This window comes from Bradyrhizobium sp. Leo78 (assembly GCF_059512425.1).
In genome coordinates this window covers 188,735-209,070 of sequence record NZ_JCAMOT010000009.1, presented here as the reverse complement: position 1 = coordinate 209,070, position 20,336 = coordinate 188,735, and the positions used below count along the sequence as shown (strand labels likewise).

At 62.9% G+C, this 20,336-nt stretch carries 16 protein-coding genes and 1 pseudogene; 10 read left to right on the top strand and 7 right to left on the bottom strand.

Annotated elements, in window-relative coordinates; genetic code table 11:
• Window positions 1-19 precede the first annotated feature (19 nt).
• Both AC5ZG1_RS14750 and AC5ZG1_RS14745 read right to left on the bottom strand, forming a co-directional pair.
• Window positions 20-1,978, bottom strand: coding sequence for a hybrid sensor histidine kinase/response regulator (locus AC5ZG1_RS14750; RefSeq protein ID WP_456646317.1), 1,959 nt, complete (start codon window positions 1,976-1,978; stop codon window positions 20-22).
• A 766-nt stretch (window positions 1,979-2,744) separates the two neighbouring features.
• Window positions 2,745-3,503, bottom strand: coding sequence for a Crp/Fnr family transcriptional regulator (locus tag AC5ZG1_RS14745; protein WP_496133275.1), 759 nt, complete (start codon window positions 3,501-3,503; stop codon window positions 2,745-2,747).
• Window positions 3,504-3,981: 478 nt separating this feature from the next.
• On the opposite strand from AC5ZG1_RS14745, the gene AC5ZG1_RS14740 reads away from it, so the two are divergent.
• Both AC5ZG1_RS14740 and AC5ZG1_RS14735 read left to right on the top strand, forming a co-directional pair.
• A complete protein-coding gene (locus tag AC5ZG1_RS14740; RefSeq protein WP_496133274.1) occupies window positions 3,982-4,425 on the top strand; it encodes a hypothetical protein in 444 nt (147 codons plus the stop codon).
• Between the two features lie 72 nt (window positions 4,426-4,497).
• Complete coding sequence (locus AC5ZG1_RS14735; RefSeq protein ID WP_196237355.1) at window positions 4,498-4,674, top strand: hypothetical protein; 177 nt, start codon at window positions 4,498-4,500, stop codon at window positions 4,672-4,674.
• A 37-nt stretch (window positions 4,675-4,711) separates the two neighbouring features.
• Here the strand turns inward: AC5ZG1_RS14735 and cax are convergent, their stop codons facing one another.
• Both cax and AC5ZG1_RS14725 read right to left on the bottom strand, forming a co-directional pair.
• Complete coding sequence (cax, locus tag AC5ZG1_RS14730; protein ID WP_496133273.1) at window positions 4,712-5,815, bottom strand: calcium/proton exchanger; 1,104 nt, start codon at window positions 5,813-5,815, stop codon at window positions 4,712-4,714.
• Between the two features lie 932 nt (window positions 5,816-6,747).
• Window positions 6,748-7,652 (bottom strand): annotated as a pseudogene (locus tag AC5ZG1_RS14725) (alpha/beta hydrolase family protein).
• Between the two features lie 171 nt (window positions 7,653-7,823).
• Between AC5ZG1_RS14725 and AC5ZG1_RS14720 the strand changes: the two are divergent.
• From AC5ZG1_RS14720 to AC5ZG1_RS14710, 3 genes are read left to right on the top strand one after another with little or no spacing between them, the layout of a single operon-like run.
• Window positions 7,824-9,212: a class II 3-deoxy-7-phosphoheptulonate synthase gene (locus AC5ZG1_RS14720; protein WP_130226354.1), complete on the top strand. Its 1,389-nt coding sequence runs from the start codon at window positions 7,824-7,826 to the stop codon at window positions 9,210-9,212.
• A 3-nt stretch (window positions 9,213-9,215) separates the two neighbouring features.
• Window positions 9,216-9,569, top strand: coding sequence for a diacylglycerol kinase (locus AC5ZG1_RS14715; protein WP_028166519.1), 354 nt, complete (start codon window positions 9,216-9,218; stop codon window positions 9,567-9,569).
• A 45-nt stretch (window positions 9,570-9,614) separates the two neighbouring features.
• On the top strand, window positions 9,615-11,366 hold the full coding sequence (locus tag AC5ZG1_RS14710) for an NAD+ synthase (RefSeq protein ID WP_496133272.1): 1,752 nt from the start codon (window positions 9,615-9,617) through the stop codon (window positions 11,364-11,366).
• Here the strand turns inward: AC5ZG1_RS14710 and AC5ZG1_RS14705 are convergent, their stop codons facing one another.
• Together AC5ZG1_RS14705 and AC5ZG1_RS14700 are read right to left on the bottom strand one after the other, a co-directional pair.
• Entirely contained in the window at window positions 11,367-12,500 is a 1,134-nt protein-coding gene (locus AC5ZG1_RS14705; RefSeq protein WP_496133271.1) for a DUF2865 domain-containing protein, read from the bottom strand.
• A 211-nt stretch (window positions 12,501-12,711) separates the two neighbouring features.
• The gene (locus AC5ZG1_RS14700; RefSeq protein ID WP_130226351.1) at window positions 12,712-13,017 is read right to left on the bottom strand and encodes a hypothetical protein; all 306 of its coding nucleotides are present in this window, start codon (window positions 13,015-13,017) and stop codon (window positions 12,712-12,714) included.
• A 290-nt stretch (window positions 13,018-13,307) separates the two neighbouring features.
• Between AC5ZG1_RS14700 and cysS the strand changes: the two genes are divergently transcribed.
• From cysS to AC5ZG1_RS14680, 4 genes are all read left to right on the top strand, one after another.
• Complete coding sequence (gene cysS, locus AC5ZG1_RS14695; protein ID WP_496133270.1) at window positions 13,308-14,720, top strand: cysteine--tRNA ligase; 1,413 nt, start codon at window positions 13,308-13,310, stop codon at window positions 14,718-14,720.
• A complete protein-coding gene (locus tag AC5ZG1_RS14690; RefSeq protein ID WP_130226349.1) occupies window positions 14,720-15,232 on the top strand; it encodes a GNAT family N-acetyltransferase in 513 nt (170 codons plus the stop codon). Before cysS ends, AC5ZG1_RS14690 begins: the two co-directional genes overlap by 1 nt.
• Window positions 15,229-16,827 carry a citramalate synthase gene (gene cimA, locus AC5ZG1_RS14685; RefSeq protein ID WP_496133269.1) on the top strand — a complete coding sequence of 533 codons (1,599 nt, stop codon included), beginning with the start codon at window positions 15,229-15,231 and terminating at the stop codon, window positions 16,825-16,827. Before AC5ZG1_RS14690 ends, cimA begins: the two co-directional genes overlap by 4 nt.
• A 134-nt stretch (window positions 16,828-16,961) precedes the next feature.
• Window positions 16,962-17,339: a VOC family protein gene (locus tag AC5ZG1_RS14680; protein ID WP_496133268.1), complete on the top strand. Its 378-nt coding sequence runs from the start codon at window positions 16,962-16,964 to the stop codon at window positions 17,337-17,339.
• Between the two features lie 86 nt (window positions 17,340-17,425).
• Here the strand turns inward: AC5ZG1_RS14680 and AC5ZG1_RS14675 are convergent, their stop codons facing one another.
• A complete protein-coding gene (locus AC5ZG1_RS14675; protein WP_028166512.1) occupies window positions 17,426-18,031 on the bottom strand; it encodes an LOG family protein in 606 nt (201 codons plus the stop codon).
• Between the two features lie 230 nt (window positions 18,032-18,261).
• Here AC5ZG1_RS14675 and AC5ZG1_RS14670 point away from each other — a divergent pair, with 230 nt between their 5' ends.
• Window positions 18,262-20,235: an ABCB family ABC transporter ATP-binding protein/permease gene (locus AC5ZG1_RS14670; RefSeq protein WP_496133267.1), complete on the top strand. Its 1,974-nt coding sequence runs from the start codon at window positions 18,262-18,264 to the stop codon at window positions 20,233-20,235.
• The last annotated feature ends 101 nt before the right edge of the window (window positions 20,236-20,336 follow it).

The window sequence follows — 20,336 nt, the reverse complement described above, 5'->3', positions numbered from 1 at the left end:
CGCCGGCCGCCATCCGAGGCTAACCGGGGCGGTCGAGTATCTCGCGGACGCGCAAAGCAAGCTTTGCTTGCGATACGGGCTTTTCCAGGAGATCGACCCCTTGATCCAGCCGGCCTTGGTGCACAATGGCGTTGCGCGAATAGCCCGTCATATAGAGGATTTTGAGTTCCGGCCGGATTTGGATCGCTCGTTTGCCCAGTTCCCTGCCGTTCATGCCGGGCATCACCACGTCCGTCAGCATGAGATTGATGTGCGGCTGATCCTGCAGCAGCAGCGTGAGCGCCGCTTGCGCGCTTGGAGCGGTGAGCACGCGATAGTTCAGGTCGCGCAGCAGCTCACCTACATAGGCGCGGAGATCTTCGTCGTCCTCAACGACAAGGATTGTCTCAACCTTGTCGCCTTCGGCGAAAGGCTCGCTGATCTCTTCCGCTTCCATGACCGCGCCATGGTGGCGCGGGAAATACATCTTGATGGTTGTTCCCTGTCCCACCTCGCTGTAGATCTTGACGTGTCCGCCCGACTGCTTGACGAACCCGTAGACCTGGCTGAGACCGAGGCCCGTGCCGTGGCCGGCTTCCTTTGTCGTGAAGAAGGGCTCGAAGGCGTGATGCAGCACGTCCTGGTTCATGCCCACGCCGTTGTCGGTGACGCATACGACCACATACTGGCCCGGCGTCAGCTCGGGATTGCGTGAGCAATATTCCTCGTCGGCGGCGACGTTCACCGCTTCGATCGTGAGCTTGCCGCCCTCCGGCATGGCATCGCGCGCGTTGATCGCGAGGTTGACGAGCGCCGATTCCAGGTGGTTGGGATCGACCTCCACCTGCCAGAGGCCGGCGCTGCCGACGGTCTGCACTTCGATCCGCTCACCAAGGGTCCGCTGCAGGAAGTCCTGCAGGCCGGCCAGGAAGTTGTTGAGGTTGATCGACCTGGGGTCAAGCGCCTGGCGGCGCGAGAAAGCGAGCAGCCTGCTGGTCAGCGCGGCCGCACGTTGGGCGCCGCGCTTGGCGTGAGCGAGCGCGCGTTGGATGCTGCTGTTGGCCGGAACCTGCTTGAGATGGCGTTCGGCGGTTTCGAGATTGCCCATCACGATCATCAAGAGGTTGTTGAAATCGTGCGCGATGCCGCCGCTGAGCTGTCCGACCGCTTCGAGCTTCTGCGAGGCGACCAGCTGGTTTTGAATTTCCGCCAGCTTATCCTGGGCCTCCTTGCGCTCGCTGATGTCCCGCGTGACCTTGGCAAATCCGATCAATTCGCCGTTCTCGTCGGTGATCCTGTCGATCACGACGGAGGCCCAGAACTTCGAGCCATCCTTGCGGATTCGCCAGCCCTCGGCCTCGAACCGGCCCTGGCGCGCGGCCTGCTCCAGCGCCTTCCTCGGAATCTCGAGGGCGCGATCCTCTTCGCTGTAGAAGCGTGAGAAATGCTGGCCGATGATCTCGTCCGGCTCGTAGCCCTTGATCCGCTGCGCACCGGGGTTCCAGGTAACGATGTTGCCAGCAGCATCGAGCTGGAAGATCGCATAATCGACGACCGCTTCGATCAACCGCCGATAGCGCTGCTCGCTCTCCAGCAGCCTCTGGTGGGCCTCCTGCCGCTCGGTGATGTCGCGGGTCAACTTGGCGAAGCCAAGCAGCCTTCCTTGTTCATCCTTGATGGCGTCGAGCACGACCATTGCCCAGAACCGGCTGCCGTCCTTGCGCACCCGCCAGCCTTCGGCGGTGAACCGTCCTTTCTCGCGGGCAGTGGCGAGCGCCCGGTCTGGCAGCCCAGCGTCGCGATCCTCGGGTGGGTAGAACATCGAGAACGATTTTCCGATGATTTCATCGGCGCGGTAGCCCTTCAGGCGCGCGGCGCCGGAATTCCAGCTCGCGATCGTGCCATCCGGCTCGACCATGTAGATGGCGTAGTCGACAATGGCGTCGATGAGGAGTTGAAGGCGTTCAGCGTCCGCTATCTGGTTTACGGGGTGTTCCATGCTTGGGAAGGCTGCTCGCGTGTCGAGGCATACTCGGTCGGAGTGATTGGGGCCGTGCAGGTTGTGCGCTACACGATTGGCGGTGTTGCTGACAATAATAGCAGTAGCTCCAGCTAGTTCCGCTATCGGCCAAACGGCTTACCGTGACCGGTAGGCAGTGATGATCGACGGGTCCGATTCACCCCTAGGGATAGATATAGGTTGTGGCGCGAGTCGGCGGCGGCTGTGAGCATGACGTGCCGGACTATTGACACCCCTTGTGAGTCCGGCAGGCCTCCGGTCCCCAGCTCATGCGGAGCTGGGGATTTTTATTCCTGCAGCCGCGGGCTGCGATGGATCGTTGCGGCCGCAGCCTTTTCTGGTTTGTTTGGAAATCCGGCTTGCGTTGGCGCGGATGGAAAGCGAGGAAATCTGGTTCCGGAATTAACCTGAATCCGTAGCATCAAGCTTAATTCCGGTATTGTGCTGCGGCCGGGAAATGTTGGCACTAGGTTGCGGTATGCCAAACCGCAACCGCCGCAATGAGCCGCCATCAGCGCCCTGGATCAGAAACGATCTGCGCGCCCAGTACGAAGAGATTCTTCGCCTGCGAGCCAAGTTGAAGCGCTTGCTCGCGAAGAAGAAGCGCGGCCAATCGAAGCGACGGGCCAGCCACCATTAAAGCGAAGGACGAGCTATGATGTGCTCTTGCACATCAGAGAATCCATTAGGCCACAAGCGTGAACGGCGAAATGGACTCAATGCCGGACTTGGGCAAAATGCGATCTCACTCTCGTGGAATTTGTGCACCCGGCGCGGCGTGACTGTGAGGCCTCCTTTCCGGCGGCGACACAATGCAATCGATTCTACGGCACATAGCCTTGTAGCAATCGCATGCCGCTGCTTCGAGCCGCGGTCTGTCAATCTCAATCAGACCCCGCCGATTGGACCGGATGGCGCGCGACACCCGAAGCTTGTGCACGACCTGCGTCACGGTCGTTCGCCGCACGCCGAGCAACGTCGAAAGTTCCTCCTGCGTCACCGGCAGGATGTCACCATGAATTCTATCGTGGATATGGAGCAGCCACCGCGCCAAGCGGGCGTCGACCGAGTGCAGCGCATTGCAGGCGCCCACGTACTGGAATTGCGTCATCAGGACCCCGGTGTGGGCCCAAACCAAATCCCTGATCGCGCCACTGTGGCTGAAGGCCGCATGAAATCTTGCAGGAGAAATCTGCAACGATGTCCCAGCGACGAGCACGATCGCGGTCGCCTCAGAGCGGGTGGGGCCCAGCGCCGACAACAGCCCCGCGGCTGCCTCATTCCCGATGACAGCGGTTGCCACCGTTTGGCCGTTGGGCATGTCCAGCATGAACGAAATCGTCGCGCTGCATGGGAAATAGATCTGCTCAATTCGCTCCGTCGATCGTATCAGAACCTCGTCGCGTTCAAGCGATACGTTTCGGAGGTAGGGAGCGAGCAAATTAAAATCTGCCGGCGGCAGTGCAGCTAACAGTCGATTACCGACCCTGGTAGGGTGCTCCATCACGGGAAAGCTCCTTCCCTCGACGGACGTGCGGCTCTCTGCAGAGAATTTCGGGGGCCAGGCTGCGGTGCCGCGCCTGATGGTCTTTCATTTCGCTAAGGTGTCCTGCTTGAAACGCAGTGGTGGTAGCTTGGCAGCCTCTTCGCGAAGCGCCTTAGCGTCCGCAGCCGGCGGGAGCACAACCGATCTCTCGGTTACCGACGCCCGCGAATAAACGCCACCAGCAACGCTAAAATTATGCGCCTAAATCCAAAATCGCGCTAGCCCTCCACGATGAACGATTTCGTAAGAACCTCGGGGCGTTTTGATCTGGATCAAGCTCGGCGGATGGGGCGGTGAACTCGTGGAAGGCTTTGATCTAAGTCAAACGAAATGCAGGCTCGCAACGAAAACTGTTGATGGTGCTGGTCCCCCTTTGGCGCGGGCATCTCTGCCGGAGCTATCGGATCGACGGCACTCCACAATCGGGAGGATGCCCATGGCTCGTTACGGTCTCATCGGCTTCGCGGCAGCCATTCTTGTCGCTGCCAGTTTGGTTCCAGATGACGCTTTTGCCCGCCGTGGTGGAGGTGGAGGGCTCCGTGCCGGTGGATTTCATGGCGGCGGCATGCGCGGCGCTCAGTTCCGGGGCGGGGCTGTTCATGCCGGGCGCGTCGGCGGATACGGGGTCGCCGGACGTGGATACGGGTATCGGCCAATAGCGGGGCGCCCGGTCGCCCGCGCGGCAGTTGCCGGAGGGGTTTACCGCAATGCGGCATATCGCGGGGCGTGGAGAGGGGCGGCCTATGGCCTCGGTGCGGCAGCGGTAGGAGCTGCCGCGGCCGGAGCCTACGGCTACTACGGCGGCTACAATAGCTGCTCCTACGACACCTACGGCAATTGGGTCTGCCCGGGTCAGTATCCTTACGGATATCGATACTGACGAACACCATCCATTGCGGACGGCAGTTCGGTAACGCGGCTGCCGCCTGCTCTCAGTTGAGGTTGATCTAACATGGCCGACACTCCCAAGCTCTCAGTTGAGAAAGCGCTTGAAAAGCTGCGCGGCAGCGAGTCGCCGAAATCGAAGAACGAGCGGTTCGGCGAAAAAATGGAGGAGCTCGACGAGGAGATAAAGCGCATGAGGGCGCAGAGGCTTCGCCTCGATCAGAACCGGCGCAAGCAGGATTGAGCGCGGTACCAGCAGCCGTTGAGCGGGTTCGTGTCACTCAGATCGGCTCGTGCGATCCGGGTGGCACCATATACAGCGTCATGGCGAAGATCGCGTAGATGAATAGCAGCAAGGCACCAATAAACCATGCTGACCGTCCGCTGTTGGTGATGAAGCAGGATGTAACGGTGGCGATCATCACCATGGTGACGGCGCCCGGCCAGAACTGCAGGTCCATTGGTTTCGGACCGATAACGTAGCTGAGAAGCACCAGTACCGGCGCAACAAACAGGGCAATCTGCGAGGCGCTTCCGAGCGCAATGCTGACGCTCATATCGAGGCGGTTCTTCCGGGCCGCAGAAAACGCCACCGCCATTTCCGCCGCAGCACCGACAAGCGCGACGATGATGAAGCCGACGAACGCAGGGCTTATCCGTAGAGTCTCTCCTGCCTTCTGCACGGAACCAACGAATATCTCGCTCACCAGGGCAACTAGCACCGTGACGACGATGAGTGTGCCGCTCGCTAGTCCAATCGGCCAACCAGCTCCGCCCGCCTCGCCGTGATCCTCGCTCGCGAAGAGTTCCTTGTGCGTCTTGAGCGAGAACAGCAGGCCCAGCGCGTAGGCAAGTATGAGCAATACGGCAAGGCCTGCACTGAGCTTCTGTGCCATCACCGCGCCTCGTGCCAGATCGAGGTCGGCGACCGCTGCCGGTGCGAGCAGAGCGATCGTGGCCATCAACAGCAATGCCGAATACAGCCTTCCTCCGGCGCGATTGTAGTCCTGAACGTGATGCCTGAGCCCGCCGAGCAGAAATGAAGCTCCCAGCATGAACAGCGAATTGGTGACGATGGCGCCAGCGATCGATGCTTTCACCAGCATGTACTCTCCAGCGCGTAGCGCGGCTATCGCGATGATCAGCTCGGTTAGATTTCCTAACGTGGCGTTGAGCAGGCCACCTATCGCATCACCGGTCTTTTCAGCAACGCTTTCGGTTGCGTGACTAAGCAGAGCCGCAAGCGGTACGATAGCCAGCACAGCGAGTACAAAGAGGACTGTGTGGGCGGAAGGCGCCGTTCTTTCGACCACGAGCACGACAGGCACGAAAACCAGCATCCAGAGCAGCGGATTGTGCCTGATTTCCTTGAGCAGAAGGTTCATTGTTCTACCCCTCCGCAAGCAGTCGACGGCACGTTTCTGAGCGCAGAGCCCCGTTTGTTATTGATCTAGCTCAAGGCGGGACTCTTCAGCTTCCCGATGCCCTCTGCATGACGGGCTGCTCACCCCCGTCATTCCGGGGCGCGCCTCTTGGCGCGAGCCTGGAATCCATTCGTCCACTTGCGCGGGTGGTGAAATGGATTCCGGGCTCGATGCTGGCGCATCGCCCCGGAATGACGGCGGAGAAAAATTCGCCAGCGTATTCAACCTGATTTGCCTCGTCCACTCCTGCAGCGAAAAACATTCCGCTTCCGTCGTCGGGCAAATCAGTGATTTAACTCCGCGCGTCTCACGGCGGATGAGGGGCGGGTCGCGATCGTCACGAACGTTGCGGTGGGATGCGGTGGACGAGAGTGTCACGACTGACGAGCGTGGCATTCACGGACGGCGAAGTCGTGTGGTCCTGGCGCCCCGACGCTGGCGCTAAGCTTGCGAGCAGCAAGAGCTGCCGCGGGTGACGGTGGCAAGAAAGCCCGGTCACCGAGGAGAGCACGAAGGAAACCGTAACACCATCGCGCAGGGAAAGCCGGAATGCTTCGGTTGAACCTGTGGTCCTACCCCCGTGCTTTTTGTTGCACGGGACCCACGGGTGCAACCGGCACCCGGCTTTCCCTGCGCCCTCTAAGTCGAGGAGGGTGAAACGAGACGCAAAGCTCGGGCAATACATGCCGCGAGAATGCAGATTCACGTTTTTTCCTCAAACTCTATCGTCATGCCCCGCGAAAGCGGGGCATCCAGTATCCGGCGGCCTCTCGGCTCAAGCACCGCCGCCTCTGAATACTGGATCGTTCGGTCAAGCCGGATGATGACAGCGGAGAAGCTGTTTGACATTTGAATCAAATGAATCAGAGCTCGCAATGACGATAGCGCTTGAGCTACTCACCCGCCTCGAGCCATTCCGCGGCGCCGCGCCAGAGCGTGTCGCGGTGCTCGGGCGGAAGAAACCGAAATGGCCGATCTTCGCAACGCCGGCATCATCAGGCGTGATCGCGATGATCTCCGGTTTGGCGGCACCAAATCCCGAGCACAGCAATTCGACCGCGGGCCGCGTCGCCCAGGGATCGTCGCTGATGCAGAGCGCGCGCAGGGCGCCCTCGAACTTCGCGAAGTTCGATAGCGTGGTGAGCGCAGCATCATCGAACAGATAGCGCGGGCGGTTCACCCAATTCGTCCACTGCTCGAACACCCCCTTCGGCAAATCCATGCCGAGCCCGGCCCAGCCGGGTGTGTAGCCGAGCATGCGGGTCAACGGCAAAAGGATGTAGTTCATGGCGCCGTAGACACGATAGCGTTCGGGCGAGGCCATCAATCGCCAGGTCGCGGCCTGCGAGGCGACCAGCAGCGCGCGCGACACCTCGATGTTGTTCGGGATCAGTCCCAGCGCCTGGCCGCCGAAGGAATGGCCGATATAAGCGAGCGGCAGCGCCCGGTTGCGCTCGCGCATCCATCTCACGGCGGCGGTGACGTCGAGCGCGGCCCAGTCCGACATCGAAGCCTTGAAGCCGACCAGCGATTTCGGCTGCTTGTCTCCGCTCACGGACTTCGGCCCGGAATCGCCGGTGCCGCGATAATCGTAGGTGAGGACGACGGAGCCGCGCTTGGCGAGATAGGCGGCAAAGCCCTTGTAGACCTTGCGCGGCACGGCGGTCGCCGAATTGATCAGGACCGCTTGCCACTTGGCGCCGCGGGGCAGGAACAGCGTCGCTCCGAGAGGGTAGCCGTCGATGGCGGGTACAATGATGTCGTCGGCGAAGACGTCGTCGAGCGCAGCCTCAGCCACTTACGGATTTTCCTTAAGCGTTGACGTTTTGCTCTAACAAATGCGAATTCGACTGTTGTTGCAAGAGCTTGAGCGGACAGATGGAATTCCGGCTGGCGGTCCTTCAACAGCCTGTATATATAGCTTCGCTTTCCCGGATAAGTAGCGGTTTTTGCTCAGGAGTTAACGCCCATGTCCGAGCGCTGGACACCCGACAGTTGGCGCGCCAAGACGGTCTTGCAGATGCCGGACTATCCGGATGCCAAGGTACTGGCCGACGTGGAGGCGCAGCTTGCGACCTTTCCGCCGCTGGTGTTCGCGGGCGAAGCCCGCAACCTGAAGAAAGCGCTGGCGCGTGTCGCTGCCGGCGAGGCTTTCCTCTTGCAGGGCGGCGACTGCGCGGAGAGTTTTGCCGAGCACGGCGCCAACAACATCCGCGACTTCTTCCGTGTGCTGCTGCAGATGGCGGTGGTCCTGACTTATGCCGGCGCGCTGCCAGTGGTGAAGGTTGGCCGCATCGCCGGGCAATTCGCCAAGCCGCGCTCCTCGCCGACCGAGAAGGCAGGCGACGTCGAACTGCCGAGCTATCGCGGCGACATCATCAACGACATTGCCTTCACGAAGGAGGCGCGCACGCCCGATCCGCAGCGCCAGTTGATGGCCTATCGGCAGTCGGCGGCGACCCTCAATTTGCTGCGGGCGTTCGCCACCGGCGGCTTCGCCAATCTTGGGAGCGTGCACCAGTGGATGCTCGGCTTCCTGAAGGACTCGCCGCAGTCACGCCGCTACAAGGAACTCGCCGACCGCATCTCGGAAGCGCTGAACTTCATGCGTGCCTGCGGCCTAGACCTCGAGAGCCATCCGGAACTGCGATCGACCGATTTCTATACCAGCCACGAGGCCCTGCTGCTCGGCTATGAGCAGGCGCTGACGCGGGTCGATTCCACGACCGGCGACTGGTACGCGACCTCGGGCCACATGATCTGGATCGGCGACCGCACCCGCCAGCTCGAGAACGGCCATGTCGAATATTTCCGCGGCATCAAGAATCCGATCGGCCTGAAATGCGGCCCGTCGCTGAAGGCCGATGAGTTGTTGAAGCTGATCGACGTGCTGAACCCTGACAACGAGCCCGGCCGGCTGACGTTGATCGCCCGCTTCGGCGCCGACAAGGTTGCCGAGCATCTGCCGGCGCTGATCCGGGCGGTGCAGCGGGAAGGGCGCACGGTGGTGTGGTCCTGCGATCCCATGCACGGCAACACCATCACCTCGACATCAGGCTACAAGACCCGTCCGTTCGACCGGGTGCTGTCGGAAGTGAAGTCGTTCTTCGCCATCCATCAGGCCGAAGGCACCTACGCCGGCGGCGTTCACCTGGAGATGACCGGGCAGGACGTCACCGAATGCATCGGCGGCGCGCGCGCGATCACGGACGAGGATCTCAACGACCGCTACCACACGGTCTGCGATCCCCGTCTCAACGCCGAACAGTCGATCGATATGGCCTTCCTGATCGCAGAGCTCCTGAAACAGGAGCGGGCGAGCAAGGTCAAACCGATGCCGGCAGTAGCGGGGCTCTAACACTTGCTGCGGTTCTGGCGGGCCACCATCAATTCGTGGAACGGCCTTGGTTTTGCGATCCGTTCCGAGCAGGCGGTTCGCGAGGAGGTGGTGGCGCTGTTGTTGTCGGTGCCGGCGGCGTGGCTGATCGGCGCCACCGTGATGCGCTCCGTCGAGCTCGTTGCATCGGTGGTGCTGGTGCTCGTGATCGAGCTGCTCAACACCGCGATCGAGAAGCTCGCCGACCGCCTGACCACGGACCATGATCCGCAGATCGGTCGGGTCAAGGACATGGGCTCCGCCGCGGTCGGCGTTGCGCTGGTGATGGCCGGGCTGTTCTGGCTGTTCGCCCTCGCCGAGCGCATGGGCATGATCTAACGCAGGCGATTGCAGTTTACAGGGGTGCAAGGCACCATTGATCCCATGAGCGAACCTGAGTTCATTGTTACACTGGCGCAACTCAATCCGACTGTCGGCGACGTCGCCGGCAACGCCTCGAAGGCGAGCGCCGCGCGGCAGACGGCGAAGGCCGCCGGCGCCGATCTCATGGTGCTGTCGGAGCTGTTCATCGCCGGCTATCCGCCGGAGGACCTGATCCTGAAGCCGGCGTTCCAGGCCGCCTGCCGTGCCGCGGTCGAGGAACTGGCGCGTGAGACGGCTGATGGCGGTCCGGCGGTCCTGATCGGGACGCCCTGGGTCGAGGACGGCAAGCTCTATAACGCCTGCGCGCTGCTCGACGGCGGCCGCATCGCAGCGCTGCGCTTCAAGGCCAACTTGCCGAACTACGGCGTGTTCGACGAGAAGCGGCTATTCGCACGCGGACCGGCGCCGGGGCCGGTCACGGTGAAAGGTGTCCGGGTCGGCGTGCCCATCTGCGAGGACATCTGGCTCGAAGAGTCCGAGGATTATGAGAACGTCGTCGAATGTCTCGCCGAGACCGGCGCGGAAATCCTAGTGGTGCCAAACGGCTCGCCCTATGCGCGCGACAAGAACGATCTCCGGCTTTCGATCGCGGTCGCCCGCGTCACCGAGAGCGGCTTGCCGCTGATCTATCTGAACGAGGTGGGCGGGCAGGACGAATTGGTGTTCGACGGCGCCTCGTTCGCGCTCAACGCTGATCTGTCGGTGGCGGCGCAGCTTCCGGCCTTCGAGGAGAGCATCACGACGCTGCGCTGGACCAGGAGCGAGGCGGGCTGGCGCTGCAACGGACCGATCATGCCACTGCTGGAGGGCGACAAGGCGGACTATGCGGCCTGCGTGCTCGGTTTGCGCGACTATGTCCGCAAGAACGGCTTTCCGGGGGTGCTGCTCGGCGTCTCCGGCGGCATCGATTCGGCGCTCTGCGCGGCGATTGCGGTGGACGCGCTCGGTACTGAGCAGGTCCACGGCGTAATGCTGCCGTTCCGCTACACCGCGCAGGTGTCGCTGGATGATGCGGCAAGCCTGACCAGGATGCTCGGCATCCGCTACGAGGTGCTGCCGATCGCGGACGCCGTGAACGGGTTCGAGAAGATCCTTGCCGAGCCGTTCAAGGGCCTGCCGCGCGACATCACCGAGGAGAATTTGCAGGCGCGGACCCGCGGGACCTTGTTGATGGCGCTCTCCAACAAGACCGGCGCGATGGTGGTGACCACCGGCAACAAGTCGGAGATGTCGGTCGGCTATGCCACGCTCTACGGCGACATGAATGGCGGCTTCAACCCGATCAAGGACATCTACAAGACCGAGGTGTTCCGGCTTTCCGCCCTGCGCAACACCTGGAAGCCGGACGGCGCGCTCGGCCCGTCGGGCGAGGTGATCCCGCCCTCGATCATCACGCGGCCGCCGACGGCCGAACTGCGCGAGAACCAGACCGATCAGGACTCGCTGCCGCCTTACGACGTGCTCGATGCGATCCTGGAACGCCTGATCGAGCGCGAGGAGCCGCTCGCGTCGATCGTCGCCGCAGGCTTCGATCGCGAACTGGTCGCGCGTATCGATCGCCTGCTTTCCATCGCCGAATACAAGCGCCGGCAGGCCGCGCCCGGCGTCAAGGTCACGCCGAAGAATTTCGGCCGCGACCGCCGTTATCCCATCACCAACCGCTTTCGCGATCGCGGCGAGGCGTTGCCGCAGCCGGAAGAGAAGCTGGTGACGCGCGGTACCCGCGCTTCGGTGGAGGCGTTCGAGGGCTGATTATTGTTGTTTCTTCGGGAGGAAAGTCGGGCCAACGGTGCGGATCGGCCGATCTCCCGGCGGGGTCTGGTCGACCGGCGCTGCCGGTGCGTCGGGCGCCGGGCTGGCATTCGCTGATGTCGCGCCCTTCTTCCCGGCCGGGGCTTGCTTGGTGGACTGCTGTTGCGCGCGTTGCTGCATCTTCCGCGCGCTCTCCTCGGTGACGATGATGTCGCCCTGCTGCTCGACGGCGGCCCTGTCGTCGACCGATTTCAGCGCTTCCGCCCAGGTCTGCCCCGCCGGCTTGCAGGAGCAGGACGGGTTGAACTCGGTGCGGAACTTGAACGCGTTCGGCAGCGACGTGTAGGGCTGGCCATTGACCGAGACCGCCTGGTTGATGTCCTCGCCGGGATTGCGATAGGCGAACAGGGTTGCTTCCGCCGCCGGGCACTGCGCCTTGCAGGTCTTCTCGTCGTCGGCGAAGCGTCCCTGCACCGTCGCAAACGAGATCGGGAAATAGGCGCCGTCACAGCTTCGCACGCAGACCGTACGGTAGGTGCCGGATTGCGGGGCGAGGTCGCCGGTCGGCGGCGCAATGGTCACGTTATCATCGTTACGATTGCCAAAGAGATTGTCGAGGAAATTGCCAGGCCCCCGCACGGCATTGGCATATTGCGGGCCGCAATTGTTCTGCGCGAGCGCAGTCAACACCGAGCGGCGCTGGTTCTCGCGGTCGCCGCCGCCGAGCCCGCCGCTGCGCATCCGCTCCAGGGTCATCATGATTTGATCGAGATTGCTGCGCATCTGCTGGATCTGGGTGTTGATCGGACCGCATTGCGCCGGGCCGTTGTTGAACAGCGAGAAGAAGCCGGAGCCATCGCAGCCCATGCGCCGCCCCTGCGCGATCACACGGTCGAGCTCGGCCTGCTGTCTCGAGGCGGCTTCCTGGTAGCGGCGGATCTGCTCGTCCCTGATCGAATCGCCGCTGCCGCCTCCGCGGTCGATGCTCGCAAGCTGACCCTCGAGCCGGATGCAGATCGGATTGGACGGCGCGCCCGGCGGCGCGTCCTGAGACATCTGCGCGTAAGCATCGTCAGGCGTCTGCGCCAACGCATCAGTGGCCGGCAGGGCAGTGCCGACCAGAAGGGCGCACATCAAAATCCAGCGGGAGAAGCAAGAGTTCAGGCGATTGGGCATGTCCAGTCACAGAATGACGCCGCGCGGCGGGCGAGCCCGACGGCGCGGCCAAGGCCGCCTGCAATAGCCGTTTCTCGGGGCAGCGTCACGTCGTTTCCGGGGCCCCGATGTGGCAAAACCCCGTGAGAATACCGGCCCTTGGCAGGCCCTTGGCTGCCCCTTGGCCGGATCAGCGCTGGCAGGTGATGGCGATATATTCGCCGCAGGCGGCGCCGCTGCAGTTTCCCGCGGCCTTCGGAACGGCGCCGGTAATTTCGTCAGGATCGACGCGGCGATAGGCGGTGGCCTGGGCAAAATCTCGTGACTGGCAATAGGAGCGGGCGGCGTGCGCCCCGCACTTGTCGCCCCGCGCGAGGCATTCGTCGACACCATAGCCGTCATCATGGTTGGCGATGATGAAGACGCGGCTGTCGGCCAGTGCGGCGGAGGTGGCTAAAATGAATGTGCAGGCAAGGAATGCCGATCGAAATCGCATGGAGCACCGAGTGGGGAAGGGAACCAGTGCCTATCCGATTACGCCCAATACGTTAATAATGATTAACCATGGTGCGTTTGGAATCATCGGAAGGGGCGGAATCGCCTTCAGAACGGGCGCAAACAGCCCTTGACGCCGTCCCCCGGATGGCGCCATGGTGGAACCATGAACGGCCACCTCGCCATCTGCAGCATTTGCCGCGAGATTATTAGCTAGCGATTCGCTGGCTGAGGCCGTCTTTTCTCACATCGAGATCACGTGACGACCCGGCCACAAGGGACGGGTATTCCATGCAATTGCGTCTGTACGATACGTTGACCCGGGAAAAGCGGCCCTTCGTGCCGCTCGATCCCAACAATGTGCGCATCTATGTCTGCGGGCCGACGGTCTATGACTTCGCCCATATCGGCAACGCGCGCCCGGTGATCGTCTTCGACGTGCTGTTCCGCTTGCTGCGGCACGTCTATGGCGACGACCACGTCAAATATGTCCGGAACATCACCGACGTCGACGACAAGATCAACGATCGCGCGGCGCGGGATTATCCCGGCCTGCCGCTGAACGAGGCGATCCGCAAGGTTACCGAGCAGACGGAGCGGCAGTTTCACGACGACGTCGATGCGCTCGGCGCGCTGCGTCCCACGGTCGAGCCGCGCGCGACCGAGCACATCGCGGAGATGCGGGTGCTGATCGAGAAGCTAGTCACAGATGGTTTTGCCTATGTCGCCGAAGACCACGTGCTGTTCTCGCCGCAGGCGATGAACGCCGCCAACGGCGTGCTGCCGCGTTACGGCGCGCTCGCCAACCGCTCGCTGGATGAGATGATCGCGGGCGCCCGCGTCGATGTTGCCCCCTACAAGCGCGACAACACCGATTTCGTGCTGTGGAAGCCGTCCAAGCCCGGCGAGCCGTCGTGGCCGTCGCCGTCAGGCATCGCAGCGCCGGGACGTCCGGGCTGGCATATCGAATGCTCGGCGATGGCGTGGAAGCATCTCGGCGAGCAGTTCGACATCCATGGCGGCGGCATCGACCTCGTGTTCCCGCATCATGAGAACGAACTCGCGCAAAGCTGCTGCGCCTTCCACGAAGCGCGGATGGCGAACACCTGGATGCACAACGGCTTCCTGCAGGTCGAAGGCGAGAAGATGTCGAAGTCGCTCGGCAACTTCGTCACGATCAGGGAGTTGCTGGCGGATTGGCCGGGCGAAGTGCTGCGCCTGAACATGCTCAAGACGCACTATCGCTCGCCGATCGACTGGACGCTGAAGGGATTGGAAGAAAGCGCCAGGGCGCTCGACGACTGGTACGCCGTGGCAGCAGATGCCGTGGGCGATCGGCCGGCTGAGGGCGTGGTCGAGGCATTGTCCGACGACCTCAACACGGCGCAGACGATCACGGCGCTGCACGGGTTGCGGAATGCGGCTGTGAGCGATGGAGAGGCGCGCGGCACTTTTGCGGCATCGCTCCGCTTCCTGGGCTTCCTCGGCCAGAGTGCCGCGGAATGGAAGGGCCGCAAGCAGCAGGCGAGTGGCATCGATCCGAAATGGGTTGAAGGCCTGATCTTGGATCGTGCGGCCGCACGTGCGCGGAAGGATTTCAAGGAGTCCGATCGCATCCGCGACGAGCTTGCGGCCAAGGGCGTCGTGCTGAAAGACGGCAAGGGGGCCGACGGCAAACCCGTGACCACATGGGAGTTGGCATGATGGCACAGGCACTCCCACAACCCGGACTGCGACCGTTCCTGCCGGCGGATACGCCGATGCTGGCGGCGATCTTCGTGGCCGCGATCCAGGAACTGACCGGCGACGACTACGGCGAGACGCAGCAGGAAGCCTGGGCAGCCGTGGCTGATGACGAGGTGGCCTTCGGCAAGAAGCTCGCCGGGGAGTTGACGCTGATCGCAACCATCCAGAATTCGCCGGTCGGCTTTGCTTCGCTGAAGAACAACAACCAGATCGACATGCTCTACGTGCATCCGAGCGTGGCCGGGCAGGGCGTCGGCGCGATGCTGTGCGACGCGCTGGAAAAGCTCGCCGGCGCGCGCGGCACCAAGACGCTTTCGGTCGATGCCAGCGACAACGCGCTCGATTTCTTCCGCAAGCGCGGCTACGTCGCCAAGCAGCGCAACAGCGTGAGTATTGAGGGCGAGTGGCTCGCCAACACCACGATGCAGAAGACGCTGGCGAATGGCACTGCCGCGGGAGGCACGCCGTGAGCCGCGAACGTCTCTATCTCTTCGACACCACCCTGCGTGACGGCGCGCAGACCAATGGCGTCGATTTCACCTTGCAGGACAAGCAGGTGATTGCGCAGATGCTGGACGAACTCGGCATCGACTATGTCGAGGGCGGTTATCCCGGCGCCAACCCGACCGACACCGAATTCTTCTCGGCAAAGCCGAAATTCGACCATGCACGCTTCACCGCCTTCGGCATGACGCGGCGTCCAGGCCGCTCGGCGTCCAACGATCCCGGGTTGGCGACGATCCTGGAGGCGAAGGCGGACGCGATCTGCTTCGTCGCGAAATCGAGCGCCTATCAGGTGCGCGTCGCGCTGGAGACCACGAACGAGGAGAACCTCGCTTCGATCCGTGACAGCGTCGCCGCGGCGACGGCTGCCGGGCGCGAGGTGATGGTCGATTGCGAGCATTTCTTCGACGGCTACAAGGAAAACGCCGAATTCGCGCTGGCGTGCGCCAAGGCCGCCTATGAGGCCGGCGCGCGCTGGGTGGTGTTGTGCGACACCAATGGCGGCACCATGCCGCACGAAATTGAAACCATTGTCGGCGATGTCGTGCGCCACATCCCCGGCAGCCATCTCGGCATCCACGCCCATAACGATACCGAGCAGGCGGTGGCGAACTCGCTTGCCGCGGTGCGCGCCGGCGTGCGCCAGATCCAGGGCACGCTGAACGGGTTAGGGGAGCGCTGCGGCAACGCCAATCTCTGCTCGCTGATCCCGACGCTCAGGCTGAAGAAGGAGTTCTCCGAGAGGCTTGAGATCGCCGTTACGCCAGAGAAGATGACGACGCTGATGAAGGTGTCGCGCACGCTCGACGACATGCTCAACCGCGCGCCCAACCGGCACGCGGCTTATGTCGGTGAAAGCGCCTTCGTCACCAAGACCGGCATCCATGCGTCCGCCGTGCTGAAGGACCCGCAGACCTATGAGCACGTGCCGCCGGAATTCGTCGGCAATCACCGCAAGGTGCTGGTGTCGGACCAGGCCGGACGTTCCAACGTCATCGCCGAGCTCGACCGGGCCGGCATTCCCTACGAGAAGAACGATCCAAAGCTGACGCGGCTCGTCGCTGAGCTGAAGGAGCGCGAGGCCGCGGGCTTCGCCTATGAATCCGCCAACGCCTCGTTCGAGCTGCTGGCGCGGCGCACGCTTGGAAAGGTGCCGGAATATTTCAAGGTCGAGCAGTTCGACGTCAATGTCGAGCAGCGCGACAATGCCCTCGGCCAGCGCGTCACGGTCGCGCTCGCGGTAGTGAAGGTCAACGTCGCCGGCGAGCGGCTGATCTCGGCCGCTGAAGGCAACGGCCCCGTCAACGCGCTCGACGTCGCCTTGCGCAAGGACCTCGGCAAGTATCAGAAATACATCGAGGGATTGAAACTGATCGATTACCGCGTGCGTATCCTCAATGGAGGCACGGAAGCGGTGACGCGCGTGTTGATCGAGAGTGAAGACGAGACCGGCGAAAGCTGGACCACGGTCGGCGTGTCGCCGAACATCATCGATGCTTCGTTCCAGGCGTTGATGGATTCGGTATTCTACAAACTGGTGAAGTCAGGCGCGACGGGGTAAGGGGCGCGGCGACCCATCGGCAAACACCGTCATTGCGAGCGCAGCGAAGCAATCCATCTCTCCACGCGTGGAAGCATGGATTGCTTCGTCGCTTCGCTCCTCGCATGACGGTGAACCTGGGGTGAGGGTAACGCATGATCGACCATCTCTCTGTCGGTGTCAGCGATCTCGAACGTTCCGCGCGCTTCTATGAAGCAACGTTCGCGCCGCTTGGCTTCTCGCGCCTGGTCACGCGTCCGGCCACGATCGGGTTCGGCAAGAGCTATCCCGAATTCTGGATCAACCTGCGCGCCGGGATGAAGCCGGTCGCGTCTGATACGGGCAGTCACATCTGCCTGCGGGCGAAATCAACCGCCGAGGTCGATGCCTTCCATGCCGCGGCCCTGAGTGCCGGCGGCCGTTCCGACGGCGCGCCTGGGCTGCGCCCGCACGACCGTATCAGATACTACGCGGCGTTCGTCACCGATCCCGACGGCAACCGCATCGAGGCGGTGACGTTTCCGAGCGAGTGAGCCTCTTCGTTGGAGCATGATCTCCGCGCAAACGCTTCGCGTTTGTCGCGAGGGAAAACCGGTTTCCACTTTTCCGGATCATGCTCTTACAGTCGCCGCGCCACGTCCGGCGCGAGTTCCTTGCCGGCCTCGGGCGCGCGCGCGGCAGCGGCGCGCAGGCGCGGCACGATGTCCTCGACGCGGTCGGCCGTCAGCACCTCGAGCGGCAGCGTCGGGCGGATGAAGGCCGTCGAGCGCATATGATCGAGCAGCGCGAGCAGCGGCTCCCAGAAGCCGTCGATATTGGCGAGCAGCACCGGCTTGGTGTGCCGGCCGAGCTGCTGCCAAGTGAGCTGCTCGACCAGCTCCTCCAGCGTGCCGATGCCGCCGGGCAGCGCCACGAAGGCATCCGAGCGCTCGAACATCAGCCGCTTGCGCTCGTGCATGTCGGGCGTGACGATCATCTCCTGGACGCGGGTGAGCGCGTTCTCGCGGGCGCGGAGAAAATCCGGGATGATGCCGGTGACCTTGCCGCCATGGTCGAGCGTGGAGGTCGCGACCGCGCCCATCAGTCCGATCGAGCCGCCGCCATAGACGAGGCGGATATCACTCTCGGCAAAGATCCTTCCGAGCGCGTTGGCTGCTTCGACAAAGCTGGGGCTGGTGCCGGGGCCGGAGCCACAATAGACGCAGACGGTTTTGATCTGGTTCATAGGTCTGATTTGGTTCATCCGCTCATGTGGCACTGCAACGAAAAAAACGTCAAGCCCGGCATTTCCCGTGTCGTGGCGTAAAAGTGGCGTAAATCGCTGAAAATCGTGAAAGATCCACTCCATGAGGGTTTCCGCGAGGTCAAAATCCCCTATATGACGGGCACAATGCGGATCCATGCAAATCACGTGACAGCGAACCGGCGCGCCGTCCTAACGTCGGCGATGGCTTAATGTCGTCCCAACCCCAACCGCGCCTGAACGATATGTCATCTGCCGACGCAAGCAGCGCCGAGAAGGCGACCCTGGTCGGTACGCTCGCGCATCTGTGGCCCTATATCTGGCCTGGCGACCGCACTGATCTGAAGATGCGCGTCTTGTGGTCGATGGTGCTTCTGCTCCTCGCCAAGCTCGCGACGCTGTCAGTGCCCTTCACCTTCAAATGGGCGATCGACGCGCTGAACGGCACGCCCAGCGCGCCGCTGCAATCGTCGAACTGGACGATGTGGCTGATCGCTTCGCCGCTCCTGTTGACGGCTGGGTACGGTGCGGTGCGTGTCCTGATGGCGGTGCTGACGCAATGGCGCGACGGCATCTTTGCCCGCGTCGCCATGCATGCGGTGCGGCGGCTCGCCTATCTCACCTTCGTGCACATGCACGAATTGTCGCTGCGTTTTCACCTGGAACGCAAGACCGGCGGACTGACGCGCATCCTCGAACGCGGCCGCACCGGCATCGAGACCATCGTGCGGATGGTGATCCTGCAGTTGATCCCGACGGTGGTCGAGGTTGCGCTATTGGCGGCCGTGCTGCTTTGGCAGTTCGATTGGCGCTATGTCGGCGTCGTCGTGATCACTGTCGCGGCGTTCATGTACTACACCTATGTCGCGACCGAATGGCGGATCGAGATCCGCCGCAAGATGAACGACTCCGACACCGAAGCGAACACGAAAGCGATCGACTCGCTCCTCAACTACGAGACCGTGAAATATTTCGGCGCCGAGGCGCGCGAGGCCGAGCGCTACGACCGCTCGATGGAGCGCTATGAGCACGCCAGCATCAAGACCTATACGTCGCTGGCGATCCTCAACACCGGCCAGGCGATCATCTTCACCGCCGGCCTGACGGCGATCATGCTGCTGTGCGCGATCGGCATCCGCAATGGCAGCAACACGGTGGGCGATTTCGTGCTGGTCAACGCCATGATGATCCAGCTCTACCAGCCGCTCAATTTCATGGGCATGGTCTATCGCGAGATCAAGCAGGCGATCATCGACATCGAGAAGATGTTCGGCGTGCTTGCGCGCAAGGCGGAGATCAAGGACGCAGCCGATGCCAAGCCGCTCGTGGTGACGGCGGGCAGCGTGCGGTTCGAGGACGTGCGGTTCGCCTACGAGCCTGATCGCCCGATCCTGAAAGGCCTCTCCTTCGAGGTGCCGGCCGGCAAGACGGTCGCGATCGTCGGTCCCTCGGGCGCCGGCAAGTCCACGATCTCGCGGCTGTTGTTCCGCCTCTACGACGTCTCCAGCGGCAGGATCCTGATCGACGGCCAGGACATCCGCAACGTCACGCAAAATTCGCTCCGCGCCTCGATCGGCATGGTGCCGCAGGACACCGTGCTGTTCAACGACACCATCCGCTACAACATCCGCTATGGCCGCTGGGATGCCGACGATGCCGAGGTGGAAGAGGCGGCGAAGCTCGCGCAGATCGATACGTTCATCCGGATGTCGCCGAAGGGCTACGAGACCCAGGTCGGCGAGCGCGGCCTGAAACTGTCGGGCGGCGAGAAGCAGCGGGTGGCGATCGCCCGCACGGTGCTGAAAGCGCCGCCAATTCTGGTGCTGGACGAGGCGACGTCCGCGCTCGATAGCCACACCGAGCATGAGATCCAGGCTGCGCTCGAGCGGGTCTCGCGCAACCGCACCTCGCTGGTAATTGCACACCGGCTCTCGACCATCGTCGGCGCCGACGAGATCATCGTCATCGACCAGGGCCGCATCGCCGAGCGCGGAACCCACCCCCGGCTTTTGGCGCAGGGCGGGCTTTATGCCAGTATGTGGAACCGGCAGCGCGAGGCCGAGGAGGCGCGGGAGAAGCTGGCGATGGTCGACGACGGAAGCGAGGCGCCGAACCGCGAGCCGCCGCCGGTCGACGAACCCGAGCCTGATCCCGTCGAGAAGCCCTTGCCGACGGCTGCCGAATAGGCTCCATCTCCGTCGCGAGCCTGATCCAATTAGACGGAATCGGATCATGCTCTCATCTCTTTGTTTGAGCATGATCTTTTCGGAAAACCGGTTTCCACTTT